This window comes from Nocardia sp. NPDC003963 (assembly GCF_053605105.1).
In genome coordinates, this window is record NZ_JBSGIP010000044.1 from 33,211 (window position 1) to 47,679 (window position 14,469).

Below are 14,469 nucleotides of genomic sequence, written 5' to 3' on the forward strand. Positions count from 1 at the left end.
CGACAGAGGAGGTAGACTCGCACAGGTCATGCAGCGGGCACTTCTTCTCAGCCGCCGCGACGGGGTCTGATCGGACCGGCTTCCCGTCGCGGGGTTCCGCCGCGCCGGTCGACCCAATTCGGGAAACAATCTCACCCACGGAGAAATCGCATGTCACCCGCTGACGCCTTCGTATCCGGCACGCGCACCATCACCGCGCCCGCCAAGCCCGCGCCCGCCGACCAGCCCGCGTGGAACAAGCAGAAGAATTCGTCGCTGCCCGTCTTCCGGTACCGGCCCTTCGCCGAAGAGGTCGAGCCGGTGACATTGCCGGACCGCACCTGGCCGGACAAGGTGATCGACCGAGCGCCCGCCTGGTGCGCCGTCGACCTCCGCGACGGCAACCAGGCCCTGATCGATCCGATGAGCCCCGCCCGCAAACGCCGCATGTTCGATCTGCTGGTGCGGATGGGTTACAAGGAGATCGAGGTCGGCTTCCCGTCGGCCAGCCAGACCGATTTCGATTTCGTCCGCGAGATCATCGAGGACGGCGCGATTCCGGACGACGTCAGCATCCAGGTGCTGACGCAGTGCCGGCCCGAACTGATCGAACGCACCTTCGAGGCGTGCGCGGGCGCCGCGAACGTGATCGTGCACTTCTACAACTCCACCTCCATCCTGCAGCGGCGGGTCGTGTTCCGGGCGGACCGCGAAGCCGTCCAGAAGATCGCGACCGATGCCGCGCGCCTGTGCCTGGAGACCGAGAAGCGCTACCCGGACACCAACTGGCGGTACGAGTACAGCCCGGAGTCCTACACCGGGACCGAGCTGGAATACGCCAAACAGGTCTGCGACGCGGTCTCCGAGATCATCTCCCCCACCCCGGACAGGCCGCTGATCATCAACCTGCCCGCCACGGTCGAGATGGCCACGCCCAACGTGTACGCCGATTCCATCGAGTGGATGCATCGCAACCTGGCCCGGCGCGATTCGATCGTGCTGTCGCTGCACCCGCACAACGACCGGGGGACCGCCGTCGCGGCCGCGGAACTGGGCTACCAGGCCGGTGCCGACCGGATCGAGGGCTGTCTGTTCGGCAACGGTGAGCGCACCGGCAACGTCTGCCTGGTGACCCTGGGGATGAATATGTTCTCCCAGGGCGTGGATCCGCAGATCAACTTCTCCGATATCGACGAGATCCGGCGCACGGTCGAATACTGCAACCAGCTCCCGGTACACGAACGCCACCCCTACGGCGGCGATCTGGTGTACACCGCCTTCTCCGGCAGCCACCAGGACGCGATCAACAAGGGCCTGGACGCGATGAAGGCGTCCGCCGACTCGGCCGGATCCGATGTGGACGATATCTCCTGGGAGGTGCCCTACCTGCCGATCGATCCGAAGGATGTGGGCCGTACCTACGAGGCCGTCATCCGGGTCAATTCGCAGTCCGGTAAGGGCGGTGTGGCCTACATCATGAAGACCGATCACGGCCTGGCCCTGCCGCGCCGGCTGCAGATCGAGTTCTCTCAGGCCATCCAGCAGATCACCGACGGCGAGGGTGGTGAGATCACCCCCAAGGAGATGTGGGACGCCTTCGCCGACGAGTACCTGATCCCGATCCGGCCGCTGGAGCGGATGCGGCAGAAGGTCACCGCCGCCGAAACCGACGGCGGTACCGACCGCATCACCGCGGTGGTCAAGGTGGACGGGGTCGAGCAGGAGGTCACCGGTAGCGGTAACGGACCGCTCGCGGCCTTCGTCGACGCCATCGCCGCAGTCGGGTATCAGGTGGAGGTGCTCGACTACTCCGAGCACGCCCTGTCCGCCGGCGACGACGCGCAGGCCGCGGCCTATGTCGAATGCGCGATCGGTGACCGGGTCGTCTGGGGTGTCGGTATCGCCACCTCGATCACGACCGCTTCGCTGCGGGCCGTGGTCTCGGCCGTGAACCGGGCCGCCCAGAAGTAGGCGATTCACAGGCATCACCCGAAGCCGCCGTCACCCGTAGCACGCGGGTGGCGGCGGCTTCATCGGTGGTAAACCGCCCGGCATGCGAACATTCCCGTACCTGCTAGCGTTGGGCCCGGACTCCACGCCGCCGAGCTCTCTGCTCGAAAAACCCGAGCAGATGGGGGAACTGTGACTACTGACGAACACGACCCGACTTCCAAGCCCTGGCCCCCGAGTCAACCGGTGGATACCGCCGGTAGCGGCGGCGGATCGGATACCGTGCAGCCCACCGACACCGAATCACCCGCGACGCCGACCGAATCCGAACCGGCCACCGCGCCGGAGAAGGAAACCGGGCAGGCATCCTCCGATTCCGAGCCCCCGGAAGCCGCGTCCGAGGGCGCTGTTCCGGAGCCGGGAACCGATGCCACCGCTGGGCCCGATACACCCGGAAGCGCAGAGCTCTCCGCATCCGCCGATCCCGGTACGGCGGCCACCGAGGACGGCGCACCGGGCGAAGTCCAACCGGCCGGCCCCGCGGATCCGGTGATCCCGCCGTGGATGGACGGGGTCGAACTCGGGCCGCCACCGGCGCCGGTGGCGACCGACGGCGGCTCCCTCTACGAGAACGCTCCGTTCGATCAGGTCCCGCCGCCCGTGCCCGGCGGGGCTTTCAGCGCGCCCGCCCCGGAGCACCCGGTACCGGGCACCCCGGAATTTCCCCAACCCGACCCGAATCAGTTCCAGCCGGCCGCTATCGGTCCCGGCGGTGAGCTCGCGCAGGCGGCGCCCGGCCAGTTCCAAGCGCCGCACGCCGGGTACGGCAGCGGACAATTCCCGCAACCCCACGCCGAGCAGTTCCAAGCGCCGCAATACGGTCCGGGCAGCGGACAATTCCCGCAACCCGACGCGGGACAGTTCCAGGCTCCGGACGGCGGATACGGCAGCGGGCAGTTCCCGCAACCGGACGCGGGACAGTTCCAAGCCCCGAACACCGAACACGGCAGCGGACAATTCCCACAACCCGACGCGGGACAGTTCCAAGCCCCGAACACCGAACACGGCAGCGGACAATTCCCACAACCCGACGCCGGGCAGTTCCAAGCCCCGAACACCGGGTACAGCAGCGGGCAGTTCCGGCAACCGGACCCGAACCAGCCGCTGACCGGGCAGAACCTGCCCGACCCCTTCGCGGTCCCCGGGCCGCACGGCGGCCACTACCCGCAGCAGGATCCCAATCCCTACCCGGGCCAGCACAATCCAGCGCAGGCCCAATACTCGTCACCTGCCCCCGACGGCAGCGGGCAGTACGCCCAGCCGCCCGGCGGTTATGCGCCGCAACCCGGCCCGGCGCCCGCACCGGAGGCCGATTCGGGCGGACCGATCTACAGCTGGGCTCCACCGCCGATGCCGGCCGCGCCGCCGCCGGTTCCGCAGCAGCAGTTCCAGCAGGCAGCGCCGCCGGTACACAACCCCCCGACCGGGCAGTTCCAGACTCCGAACTGGGGCGCCGACCCCGGGCGTCCGGCGGCGCCGCAACCGCAGCAGCAGTTCCAGCACCCGGGGCAACCCGGGCAGCAGCCGGGACAACAGCCCGGGCAACAGCGCCAGATGCCCGAACCCGGCCAGCTGGGCAATTCGGTCAACGACCTGAATCTGCTGAAACGCGCCCGGAAGGCACCGCGCAGCGGCTGGCGCCGGGCGGTGCACAAGGTCTCGCGCGGCGCGATCAACCCGGGCGAATCCGCCTCCGATGTCGTCCACCGCGATCTGGTGGGCCGGGTGAACGCGCCGGTCTACGGCGATTTCCGGATCGCGATCCTCTCGCTCAAGGGCGGGGTGGGCAAAACCACCACCACCGTCGGGCTGGGCGCCACCTTCGCCTCGTTGCGCGGCGACCGGGTGATCGCGATCGATGCGAACCCCGACCTGGGCACCCTCGCCCACCGGGTACCGCGGCAGACCCGCTCGACCGTACGGAATCTGCTCGAAGACCAGAACATCACGCGCTACTCCGACGTCCGGGCGCACACCTCGCAGTCGCCGAGCCGGTTGGAAGTGCTGGCCAGTGAACAGGATCCGGCGGTATCGGAGGCGTTCAGCGAGGCCGATTACCGGCGGGCGATCGGGATCCTGCAGTCGTTCTACAACATCATCCTCACCGACTGCGGTACCGGACTGATGCATTCGGCGATGTCGGGTGTGCTCGATATGGCGAGTTCCCTGGTGCTGGTGACGTCACCGGCCATCGACGGCGCGCGCAGCGCTTCGGCCACCCTGGACTGGCTGGACTACCACGGCTATTCACATCTGGTGCAGCAGACCGTGGTGGTGGTGAACGCTTCGCGGCGTGGGTCCACTTCGGTGAATCTGGATCATCTGCGCCGGTTGTTCCTGGACCGTACGCGGGCGGTGCAGGTCGTCCCCTTCGACGATCATCTCGCCGAGGGTGCCGAGATCGATCTGGAACTGGTGAGCAAACCGACCCGGCAGGCGCTGCTGGAGCTCGCCGCGATGGTCGCCGACGATTTCGCGAGTGTGGACGGCTACCCCTACAACAACCGCTACTGATCGGTCGCGGGCGGCGGTTCGGCGGTGAGCTGCCGGGCCGCCGCCGCGAACGAGTCCAGTACCGCGGCGATCGCGGGGCGGTTCTCGGCGCGCGGCCTGGTGACCAGGTCGTAGAGGCGGGCGGCCCGGACGCCGGACAGCCGCAGTTGTGACAGCGCCGGATGGGTGACGACATAGCGGGGCATCAGGGCCACCCCGTACCCGGCGGCGACCAGTGTTTCGATCATGCGGAAATCGTTGAGGCGCTGCACGATACGGGGTTCGACACCGGTCACCGTGGCGATCGAGCGCAGTACATCGTCCACCGGGAACCCGCCGCGCACGCTCAGCCAGGCCTCCTCGGCCAATTCCGCGGCCGAGACCTCGGTCCGGCCCGCGAGCGAATGGTCGGGCGCGACCAGCACATCGATCGGCTCCCGCATGAGTACGCGGGAGCTGACCCGCGGACCGGATACCGGAGCGGCTCGTTCGTCGCGGTGGGTGAGCACGATGTCGTAGTCGGCGAGCAGGCGCGGCGTGTCGTGCGGCGGTACGTCCTCGTCCCCCGCGGCGATCTCCACGCCGCTCCCGGCCATCGCCGTGAGGACATGTGGGAGCAGGAGCGCGCCGCCGGAGGGGAATACCCCGACCCGCACCTGGCCGCGCGGCGAACCCCGGTAGTGGGCCATCTCGGCCACCGCGCGGTCGAGGGCCGCGAGGACCTCGTCGGCTCGGACCACCAGGGCGTGCCCGGCGTCGGTGAGGCGGACCCGGCGGCCACTCGGTTCGAGCAGGGTGACGCCCGCCTCCCTGGCCAGCACTTTGAGTTGCTGTGATACTGCCGACGGCGTCATGGACAGAGCGGCGGCCACCGCGCCGACCGTGCCCCGGTCGGCGAATTCACGCAGGATGCGGAGCCGTTCCACGGAAAGCGACGAATGCGCATCGACCATTAAGCAATACTAAATCATTAGTCCATAACAATTCGATTGTGCTCACAAGTTGATACATCCCATGATTATCGGGTGACCTCCCGTGACCGCGTGCTCGCCCTGACCGTCATCCTGCTGTGGGGGCTGAACTTCCTGGCCATCCGCGTCGGACTCGACCATCTGCCGCCCTTCTTCTTCGCCGCTCTGCGGTTCGCGGTGATCGCGGTCCCGGTCCTGCTGTTCATCCCGCGACCCGCGGTACGGATGCGCTGGATACTGCTGTACGGCACGGGTTTCGGCATGCTGCAGTTCGCCTTCCTGTTCACCGCGATGCGAGTGGGCATGCCGACCGGACTGGCCTCGCTGGTACTGCAGTCCTCGGCACCGTTCACCGTGCTGCTCGGGGCCCTGCTGCTGCGGGAGCGGCTGCGACCCGTGCAGATCACCGGCCTGGCGGTCGCGGTGGCGGGAATGGCGGTGATCGGCTGGAATCAATTCGCACACGCCGCCCTGGTACCGGTGCTGCTCACCCTCGCGGGCGGTTTCAGCTGGGCACTGGGCAATATCGGGGCACGCCGGGCCACAGTGGAATCGCCGGGCATCAATCCGCTGCACCTCACGCTGTGGATCACCGCCGTACCGGTACTCCCGCTGTTCGCCCTCTCCGCTCTCTGGGAAGGTCCGGCCACGGGCGTACGCGCGCTCGCCGCCACGTTCACCGCGGACGGCTGGCCCGCGCTGGCCGGCCTGGCCTATATCGTCGTGCTCGGGACAGTCGTGGGATCGGGACTGTGGACGTACCTGATGAGCCGCTACCCGGCCGGGAGCGTCGCGCCCCTGACACTGCTCGTTCCGGTGGTCGGGTTCACCGCCGCGTGGATCTTCCTGGACGAGACGCCGGCCTCCATGAGCTTGATCGGCGGGGCGATCGTCATCGCCGGGGCCTTCGCGGCGACCGCGGGCGCCCAGAAGACCGCCGCCCCACGGCAGCCGGACCGGGATACCGCGGCGGCGCCGGCGAGGGAGACGACCGAGCTCCGGGCGAATGTGGATATCCGAAACGCGAAGCCCCTGGAGCCGGTCGTCGGGTGAGCCGGCCCGGCCTCCGACCGCGCGGTCGGTGCGCCCCACCGGGCGCACCCCGTTAAAGTATGGCGCGATCGAGACAGCACCCCGGGTTAGGCAGCGGAAGACAATATGGCAGAGCATCGGTGGCCCACGTCGGGTGCCACAGTCGTTCCAGGTCGATCTGCCGGGGTGGGGGAATTCACCCGGCGAACCGTGCTCCGCGCCACCGCGGCCGCGGGCATCGGCGCGGCCGCGGTTTCGGCACTACCCGGCGGCAGCGCCCGGGCACGGACGAAATCCCGGGTGGCCGTGCTCGGCGGCGGGGTGGCCGGGCTCACCGCCGCCCACGAACTCGCCGAACGCGGCTTCGAGGTCACCGTCTACGAACGCCGGGCGCTCGGCGGCAAGGCCCGCAGCATGCCGGTACCCGGAACCGGGACCGGCGGGCGCCCGGACCTGCCCGGCGAGCACGGTTTCCGTTTCTTTCCCGGCTTCTATCAGCACATACCCGACACCATGCGCCGGATCCCGTTCGGCGAGAACACGAACGGAGTATGGGACAACCTGATCGGTGTCCCCGATGCCCGGTTCTCCAGGGCCGACGCAGACGATATCCGTGCGCCACTGGGTTTCGGCCGGATGGACGCCGCTTCACCGGAAGGGATGCGGGAGAGCCTGGCCGCGGTGATCTCCACCGCGCTGAAGATGCCGCCCACGGAGGGCATGTTCTTCGCCAACCGGCTCCTGGTCTTCAACACCAGCTGCGACGCACGCCGCTTCGGCCAGTGGGAACACACATCCTGGGCGGATTTCGTCGGCGCGCACGCACGGTCGCACGAATTCCGCGCACTGGTCTCGCGCACACTCACCAGTCTGCTGGTGGCCGCGAAAGACGAACTGGCCAGCGTACGCACGATCGGGTCGATGGGCGAGCAGTTCCTCGGCAACCCGATGCAGATCGGCAACGACGGCGACCTGGACCGGGTGCTCGACGGCCCGACCAATATCGCGTGGATCGACCCGTGGGTCGCGCGCCTGCGCGAACTGGGTGTGCGGTTCGAGGTGGGCGCCGAGGTCCGCGGACTGGAGGTCAGCGACCGGCGGATCACCGGTGCCCGGATCGTCGACGGTTCCGGTGTTTCCGAAACAGTGACCGCGGACCATTTCGTCGTGGCCCTACCCGCCGAACGCGCCCGCGACCTGTGGAACGCCGATATCCTCTCCGCCTGGCCGCAATTGGCCGGGATGAGCCGGCTCTTCACCGACTGGATGAGCGGTATCCAGTTCTACCTGCGCCGCCGCCCCGGGCTCGGGGGCGGCCATTCCGCGTACATCGACTCTCCCTGGTCGCTCACCTCCATCGCCCAGGACGCTCTGTGGGCGCGCAAACTGCCCGAATACGGGGACGGCACGGTGCTCGACTGTCTGTCGGTCGATATCTCCGATTGGAACACCCCGGGCATCCTGTTCGGCAAGACCGCCAAGGAATGCACGCACGAGGAGATCGCCCGGGAGACCTGGGCGCAGATCATCGCGCATCTCAACGACCGCGAGGAGATACTGCGCGAGGCCGACCTGCACTCCTGGTTCCTCGACCCCGGTATCAGCTGGAACGCCGACCGAGCCGAGAACACCAACGCCGACCCGCTGCTCATCAACACCGCGGGTTCCTGGGACCTGCGACCGGAGGCATACGGCGGCGTCGAGAACCTCTATCTCGCAGGCGATTACGTACGCACCGGAATCGACCTGGCCACGATGGAGGGTGCCAACGAATCCGCCCGGACCGCCGTGAACGCGCTACTGGACGTCATCGGTTCGGATGCACCCCGCTGCCGGACCTACACGCTCTGGCGCGCCCCGGAACTCGAACCCCTGCGCCGGGCCGACGCCGACGCCTATGCGGCCGGGCGGCCGAACATCTTCGATATCCAGCTCTGAGCGTCGCGATACCACTTCCCGAAACAGAGAATAACGACGGGCCGGGACACGGCGGCCGACCAAAGTTCAGCCCTCCACCTGAGGCCGCCGGCCGGTCTCGGTCCACCGACCATCATCGGGGCTTCTTACAGAGCACAGTGCGTACAGGATGATCGCCGGAACGCCGGCAGACATCTGCCGGTGCGCCTCCGGCGATCGTCGCGACTCGATGCGCTCCCGGCCGCAGACATCACCGGGCGATACCGGCATCGCGACAACAGCCTGACCGCGGACAACCTTTCTGCCTGCGTACCCGCGCCGGAACAGGGCGCACACAGAGACGACTCCGCAGGTCGGCACGGACGCGGTGTCACCATGAGGTGAACTCCCCCGCGCCGCGCGAGTGCGAGCTCGGCGGGTCATTAGACTGCCCGGCGTGGCAGAGATATCGGTGCGGGGGCGACTGGCCCTCGGGGTGGCCGGCGCGGCGGCATGGGCCTCGCGCAGAGCGGGCCGTGGCAACGGGTCGATGATCGGCGGACTGCTCGCGCTGAAAGTCGACCCGCAGATCATGAAGCAGTTGGGTCGCGGACGGCGCACCGTGCTGATCACCGGCACCAACGGCAAATCGACCACCACCCGGATGACCACCGCCGCGCTGAGCACGCTGGGCGAAGTGGCGACCCAGGCCGACGGGGCCAATATGGACGCCGGGATCGTATCGGCGCTCAATGTGCACCGGGACGCGCCGCTGGCCGCGATCGAGGTGGACGAACTACATCTGCCGCATGTGACCGACGCATTGCGGCCCGAGGCCGTCGTACTGCTGAACCTGAGCCGCGATCAGCTGGACCGGGTCGGTGAGATCAATATGATCGAACGCCGGCTGCGCTCGGGCCTGGCCCGGCATCCGGACACCGTGGTCATCGCCAACTGCGACGACGTACTGATCACCTCCATCGCCTACGACCATCCGAACGTGGTGTGGGTCGCGGCCGGCGGCGGCTGGGCGATGGACGCCACCAGCTGCCCGCGCAGCGGGGAACCGATCCTGTGGGAAGGCCCGCACTGGTACAGCACCGGCACCGATTTCTCCCGGCCGCAACCGGATTGGTGGCTGGACGGCGATAAACTCTGCGGTCCCGACGGCGTACGGCTGCCCCTGCGGCTGGCCCTGCCCGGCCGGGCGAACCGGGGTAACGCCGCGCAGGCGGTGGCCGCCGCGGTGGCGATGGGCGCCGATACCGACCAGGCCTGTGCCGCCACCGGGACCGTGCAGGAGATCGCGGGCCGCTACCGCACCGTCCAGGTCGGCGAACACGCCGCCCGGTTGCTGCTGGCCAAGAACCCGGCCGGCTGGCAGGAGGCGCTGTCGATGATCGACCACAGTGCGTCCGGGCTGGTGATCGCCGTGAACGGGCAGGTACCCGACGGCGAGGACCTGTCCTGGCTGTGGGACGTACGATTCGAGCATTTCGAGGATGTGCATGTGGTCGCGGCGGGGGAACGCGCGACCGATCTCGCGGTACGGCTCACCTATGCCGGGGTCGCGCACACCACCGTCGCCGATCCCGTCCGCGCCATCGCGTCCTGCCCGGCGGGCTCGGTCGAGGTGCTCGCCAACTACACCGCGTTCCGCGATCTCAACCGTGACCTCCAGGAGCGGACCCGATGAGTGATTCGACCGTCCGGATCGGGCTGGTCCTGCCCGATGTGATGGGCACCTACGGTGACGGCGGCAACGCGCTGGTACTGCGGCAGCGGTTGCGGTTGCGCGATATCGACGCCGAGATCGTGGAGATCACCCTGCCCGATCCCGTCCCCGATTCGCTGGATATCTACACCCTCGGCGGTGCCGAGGATTCGGCCCAGCGCCTGGCAACCCGCCATCTACTGCGTTTCCCGGGTCTGCAGACCGCGGCCGGGCGCGGCGCTCCGGTACTGGCCATCTGCGCGGCGATCCAGGTACTGGGCCGTTGGTACGAGACCTCGAGCGGCGAACGGGTGGAGGGTGTGGGCCTCCTGGACGCCACCACCTCACCGCAACAGACCCGCGCGATCGGCGAAGTGACGACGAACCCGCTGCTCACCGGCCTGTCCGCGCCCCTCACCGGATTCGAGAACCATCGTGGCGGGACCACCCTGGGACCGGACGCCACCGGACTGGCCCGGGTGACCCGGGGTATCGGCAACGGTGTCGGAGACGGGATGGAGGGTGTGGTGCAGGGTTCGGTCCTGGGCACCTATATGCACGGCCCGGCGCTGGCCCGCAACCCCGAGCTGGCCGACTACCTGCTGTGCCGGGCGCTCGGCACGGATTCGCTACCGCCCCTGGACCTCCCCGAAGTCGACCAGCTCCGCCGTGAACGTCTCCGCGCCTGAGATATTTTCTTCGGCGCCGCCCCCCTGAACGCTCGGGGCGGCGCCCCCTAGACTCCCTCGGGTGAGTTACGACCATGTGCTGCTGCCGTCCGGTATCGCCTCCACCCCAGCCGAGGTCGACGCGTATCTCACGAGTCAGCAGGGCCAGGCGGAATCGGTGGTGGTCGCAGAGCTGGCGGCGGAGCTGAACGCGCGTAATGCGGGGCTGCCCGAATCCGACAGTTTCCTCAGCGTCTCGCCGCTGGGTGGGGCGGCGAGCGGGTCGGCGCTGCAGGTGCCGAGTCCCTACGACGCCATCGGCTTCGTCCGCGATCTGCTCTTCGAGCTGGCCACACCGCGGCAGTACGCGGTCTACGATCCGCAACTCACCTGGTTGATCGACCCCACCGGACATATCCCGATCACCGTCACGCACGGCGGAGCGGGTGAATTCCCCTATCTGACAGAGAAACTCGCCACCGAGTGGGTGCGGGGGCTCATCGACCCGAACCCGTATCTGATCGTGGAGCGAGCCCCGGAGGTCTATATCCAGACCTACCGGGAATCCGCCGAGGAATACACGGTCGAGTACCGCGACGGCGGTGCCGATCGGCATTTCGGCGCGCGGGTCGCCGGACCGGATACCGTCGCCGGACTCATCTGGGATTGGACCCGCGAGGATCGCACCCGGCTCGACAGTGTGGCCTGGGAGCGGTTGGAGTTGTGACCGCCGGTCCGCCGGTTACAGGGCGCGCCGACCGGAGAACGCCCGGCCCAGCGTCAGCTCGTCGGCGAACTCCAGGTCGCCGCCCATGGGCAGCCCGGACGCGAGGCGGGTGACGGTGAGTCCGGGGAAATCACGCAGCATCCGCACCAGGTAGGTCGCCGTCGCCTCGCCCTCGGTGTTCGGATCGGTCGCGATGATCACCTCGGTGACATCCACGCCGTCGTCCTGGCTCCCGATACGAGTCAGCAGTTCCCGGATACGCAGTTGTTCGGGGCCCACCCCGCTCAAGGGGTCGAGCGCGCCGCCCAGCACGTGATAGCGCCCCCGGAACTCCCGGGTCCGCTCGATGGCCGGAACGTCCTTGGGTTCCTCGACCACGCAGATCATGCTGCGATCGCGGCGTGGATCGGCACAGATCCGGCACAGATCGCCGTCGGCGACAGTGCCGCACTGTGCGCAGAACCGGACACCGTCACGGATCTTCTGCAGTACCGCCTGGAGCCGGTCGAGCTCCGGCGGTTCCACTCCGAGCAGGTGGAACGCGATCCGCTGGGCGCTCTTGGGACCGACACCCGGCAGCTTCCCCAGTTCGTCGATGAGATCCTGAACCGGACCCTCGTACACCGCGATACCCCGGCGCGATCAGAAGCCGGGCAGACCCGGTGCGCCGCCGCCACCGGCCAGCGGTCCCAGCCGTTCGGCCGCCAGCTGCTGGGCATTGGTCATGGCATCGTTGACCGCGCCGATCACCAGGTCCTGCAGGGTTTCCACATCCTCGGGGTCGACGGCCTTCGGAGCGATCGTCAGCGACAGCACCTCGCCGGTCGCCTTGATCGTCACCCGGACCAGACCGTTACCGGCCTGACCGTCCACTTCGGCGGCGGCGATCTCGGCCTGCGCCGCCATCACCTGCTCCTGCATCTGCTGGGCCTGCTGGAGCAACTGCTGCATATCGAACTGACCATCGGGCTGCACGGGATTCCTCTCTACGGACGGGTCACGATTCAGCCTAGACCGCCTCGGCCGTGGATCCCGCCGCACCCACACCCGCCTAATATCGGTTTGCCGGTGCACTCGTACCGAGCCGAAAATCCTGACTGCTACGGAGCTGATTGTGTCCAAGGGGTATTTGCTGGGTGCCCTCATGATGGTGTCCGGCGTGTTCCGCGCGGCTGCCGCCGAAGCCGATCCCGAGGCGGCCACCGACCACGGCAACGGCTGCGTCATCGATCCCGCCGCACCGGCGGTCACCATCGAATCGTTGCGCTCGAATTGTACCGATCGGCAGCACGTCCAGATCTTCCACGCGGCCCGGGCGGGCGCGGTTCCGTCCGGCGCGCAGAACGGCTGGGTGACCTCGACCTCGGCTCCCGTCGATTCCCTCGCGCCCGCGTTCTGGCTCGGGAAGACCTTCTACACCGAGCTCGACGGCGGGCGGTTGACGAATCGGGTCACCGGCGCGGATATCGAGGGCTGGCCGGCGGAGGTCTATCTGGCCCCCTCGCGCGTAGACGGCGAGCAGGCCTGGGTGCTGGACTACACATCCGCGATCACGCCGCAGGTGTACGACGAGATCCGGGAGGTCGTACCCGGGGTGTGGCTCGGCTACTCCTGGTGGCGCGGCGCTGTCGAGACCCCCGTACTGCTGTCGTTCGTGCTCGCGTGAGCGAACCTGTCGGTAGGTGAGCCGATGATGCGATACCTCTGCCTTCGCTGCGGTCTTCGCGGACCGCATGCGCCGACCCGAGGAGAACACAATGGGACTGACCATCGCCTGCACAACCTATGACTGCGCCGACGCCGCGGAACTGGCGAATTTCTACGCCCGGCTACTCGGCCACCCGGTGGACCCGGAAGCCGGCGAGTTCTTCGCCACCGTCGGTCGGGAATCGGGGATGACCCCGCCGCTGATGTTCGTCAAAGTGCCCGAACGGACCCCGGGCAAGAACTCGATCCACTTGGATCTGCTGGCCGACGATCTGCCCGCCGAAATCGAGCGGGCACTCGCGCTGGGCGCACGACATATCGGCGATTTCGGCGAGTCCGGCATGAAATGGACCACCCTCGCCGATCCGGAGGGCAACCTGTTCGATATCGCGGCCCTCCCATGACCGCTGCCCGGCGACCGCGGCGGCGGCACCCGACCGTGTATCGGGCGGGTGCCGGGCACGGATCGGGATCCGTGCCCGGTGACCGCCCGATACACGGCGATCCCGGCCCGATCAGGCCAGTTCGCGCTTAAGATTCTCCAGCACCTCGGCCTGGATCTTGCGCAGGCCGAGCGGGGCGAAAATGCCTTCGAAGATGCCTTTGACACCACCGGCACCCTGCCAGGTGGTCTCCAGCGAGATCGTCGAACCGGACCCGGCCGGCGCGATCGTCCAGGTGTTGACGAGCGAGGAATTGGCATCTTTCTCGGTGACGACCTGGTCGGCGACCGAAACCTCGGCACGGATATTGCGGACCCGGCTCTCGGTGGCCTGCAGGGTCCATTCGGCGACGGTGCCGTCGCCCTGGCCGCCCTCGACGACCTTGTAGTCGCGGTAGTGCGCCGACAAGATCTTCGGGCGCACCTCCGTGTAATCGGTGACCGCCGCCAGCGCGCGCTGCGGATCTGCCGCGACCTCGATCGAACTGCCGGCTTTGACCTGTCCCACGGTGAACTCCTTATTCGGGATGCGTTGTGACAGGCAGTATTGTCGGCCCCGCCCCCAGCGCGCCCGGGGTGGGCCCCTGTCAACCCCCCTACGGACGCACCCCGAATCGACCGCGAGATCGTCCCCGCCCGGAACTTCCACTCGACGCCGGCCCACTCCGAACAACAGTGAGCCCCACCCCCACACAATCAATAAACATGCCGACCAGGCCGTCGATGCCCCCGCAACCCCCCGAGTCGAGTCTTACGAGACACCTCCAAGGGTTGAGGCCCGTCCCGCCGTTCAGGCCTCGAAGCGCATGCGCCGAAGGCGCGAGTCTCGA

Annotated in this window: 13 protein-coding genes; 9 read left to right on the plus strand and 4 right to left on the minus strand. The window is 68.3% G+C overall.

Going from position 1 to position 14,469, the window contains the following annotated elements; genetic code table 11:
* The first annotated feature begins 150 nt into the window (after positions 1–150).
* Together leuA and ACWEWT_RS33165 are read left to right on the plus strand one after the other, a co-directional pair.
* Complete coding sequence (gene leuA / locus ACWEWT_RS33160; protein ID WP_452564791.1) at positions 151–1,950, plus strand: 2-isopropylmalate synthase; 1,800 nt, start codon at positions 151–153, stop codon at positions 1,948–1,950.
* A 1,158-nt stretch (positions 1,951–3,108) separates the two neighbouring features.
* Positions 3,109–4,503 carry a MinD/ParA family ATP-binding protein gene (locus tag ACWEWT_RS33165; RefSeq protein WP_452564806.1) on the plus strand — a complete coding sequence of 465 codons (1,395 nt, stop codon included), beginning with the start codon at positions 3,109–3,111 and terminating at the stop codon, positions 4,501–4,503.
* Here the strand turns inward: ACWEWT_RS33165 and ACWEWT_RS33170 are convergent.
* A complete protein-coding gene (locus ACWEWT_RS33170; protein ID WP_452564792.1) occupies positions 4,497–5,435 on the minus strand; it encodes a LysR family transcriptional regulator in 939 nt (312 codons plus the stop codon). The two genes, ACWEWT_RS33165 and ACWEWT_RS33170, sit on opposite strands and share 7 nt — an antisense overlap.
* 72 nt (positions 5,436–5,507) lie before the next feature.
* Here ACWEWT_RS33170 and ACWEWT_RS33175 point away from each other — a divergent pair, with 72 nt between their 5' ends.
* The 5 genes from ACWEWT_RS33175 (at position 5,508) to ACWEWT_RS33195 (ending at position 11,490) form a co-directional block, all read left to right on the plus strand.
* On the plus strand, positions 5,508–6,506 hold the full coding sequence (locus ACWEWT_RS33175) for an EamA family transporter (protein ID WP_452564793.1): 999 nt from the start codon (positions 5,508–5,510) through the stop codon (positions 6,504–6,506).
* A gap of 105 nt (positions 6,507–6,611) precedes the next feature.
* Complete coding sequence (locus ACWEWT_RS33180) at positions 6,612–8,423, plus strand: hydroxysqualene dehydroxylase (RefSeq protein ID WP_452564794.1); 1,812 nt, start codon at positions 6,612–6,614, stop codon at positions 8,421–8,423.
* A gap of 415 nt (positions 8,424–8,838) precedes the next feature.
* Complete coding sequence (locus ACWEWT_RS33185) at positions 8,839–10,077, plus strand: MurT ligase domain-containing protein (RefSeq protein ID WP_452564795.1); 1,239 nt, start codon at positions 8,839–8,841, stop codon at positions 10,075–10,077.
* Positions 10,074–10,784 (plus strand): type 1 glutamine amidotransferase, encoded by a 711-nt coding sequence (locus ACWEWT_RS33190; protein ID WP_452564796.1) that lies wholly within the window; start codon positions 10,074–10,076, stop codon positions 10,782–10,784. The genes ACWEWT_RS33185 and ACWEWT_RS33190 overlap by 4 nt, the downstream gene beginning before the upstream one ends.
* 61 nt (positions 10,785–10,845) lie before the next feature.
* Positions 10,846–11,490, plus strand: a complete 645-nt coding sequence (locus tag ACWEWT_RS33195; protein WP_452564797.1) for a hypothetical protein — start codon at positions 10,846–10,848, stop codon at positions 11,488–11,490.
* A gap of 15 nt (positions 11,491–11,505) precedes the next feature.
* Here ACWEWT_RS33195 and recR read toward each other — a convergent pair whose 3' ends face one another.
* Complete coding sequence (gene recR / locus ACWEWT_RS33200) at positions 11,506–12,114, minus strand: recombination mediator RecR (protein ID WP_452564798.1); 609 nt, start codon at positions 12,112–12,114, stop codon at positions 11,506–11,508.
* Between the two features lie 18 nt (positions 12,115–12,132).
* Positions 12,133–12,465: a YbaB/EbfC family nucleoid-associated protein gene (locus ACWEWT_RS33205; RefSeq protein ID WP_452564799.1), complete on the minus strand. Its 333-nt coding sequence runs from the start codon at positions 12,463–12,465 to the stop codon at positions 12,133–12,135.
* Between the two features lie 139 nt (positions 12,466–12,604).
* Between ACWEWT_RS33205 and ACWEWT_RS33210 the strand changes: the two genes are divergently transcribed.
* Positions 12,605–13,156 (plus strand): hypothetical protein, encoded by a 552-nt coding sequence (locus ACWEWT_RS33210; RefSeq protein WP_452564800.1) that lies wholly within the window; start codon positions 12,605–12,607, stop codon positions 13,154–13,156.
* A 91-nt stretch (positions 13,157–13,247) separates the two neighbouring features.
* Positions 13,248–13,601 carry a VOC family protein gene (locus ACWEWT_RS33215; protein WP_452564801.1) on the plus strand — a complete coding sequence of 118 codons (354 nt, stop codon included), beginning with the start codon at positions 13,248–13,250 and terminating at the stop codon, positions 13,599–13,601.
* Between the two features lie 111 nt (positions 13,602–13,712).
* Here ACWEWT_RS33215 and ACWEWT_RS33220 read toward each other — a convergent pair whose 3' ends face one another.
* Positions 13,713–14,147, minus strand: coding sequence for an SRPBCC family protein (locus tag ACWEWT_RS33220; protein WP_452564802.1), 435 nt, complete (start codon positions 14,145–14,147; stop codon positions 13,713–13,715).
* Positions 14,148–14,469: the final 322 nt, after the last annotated feature.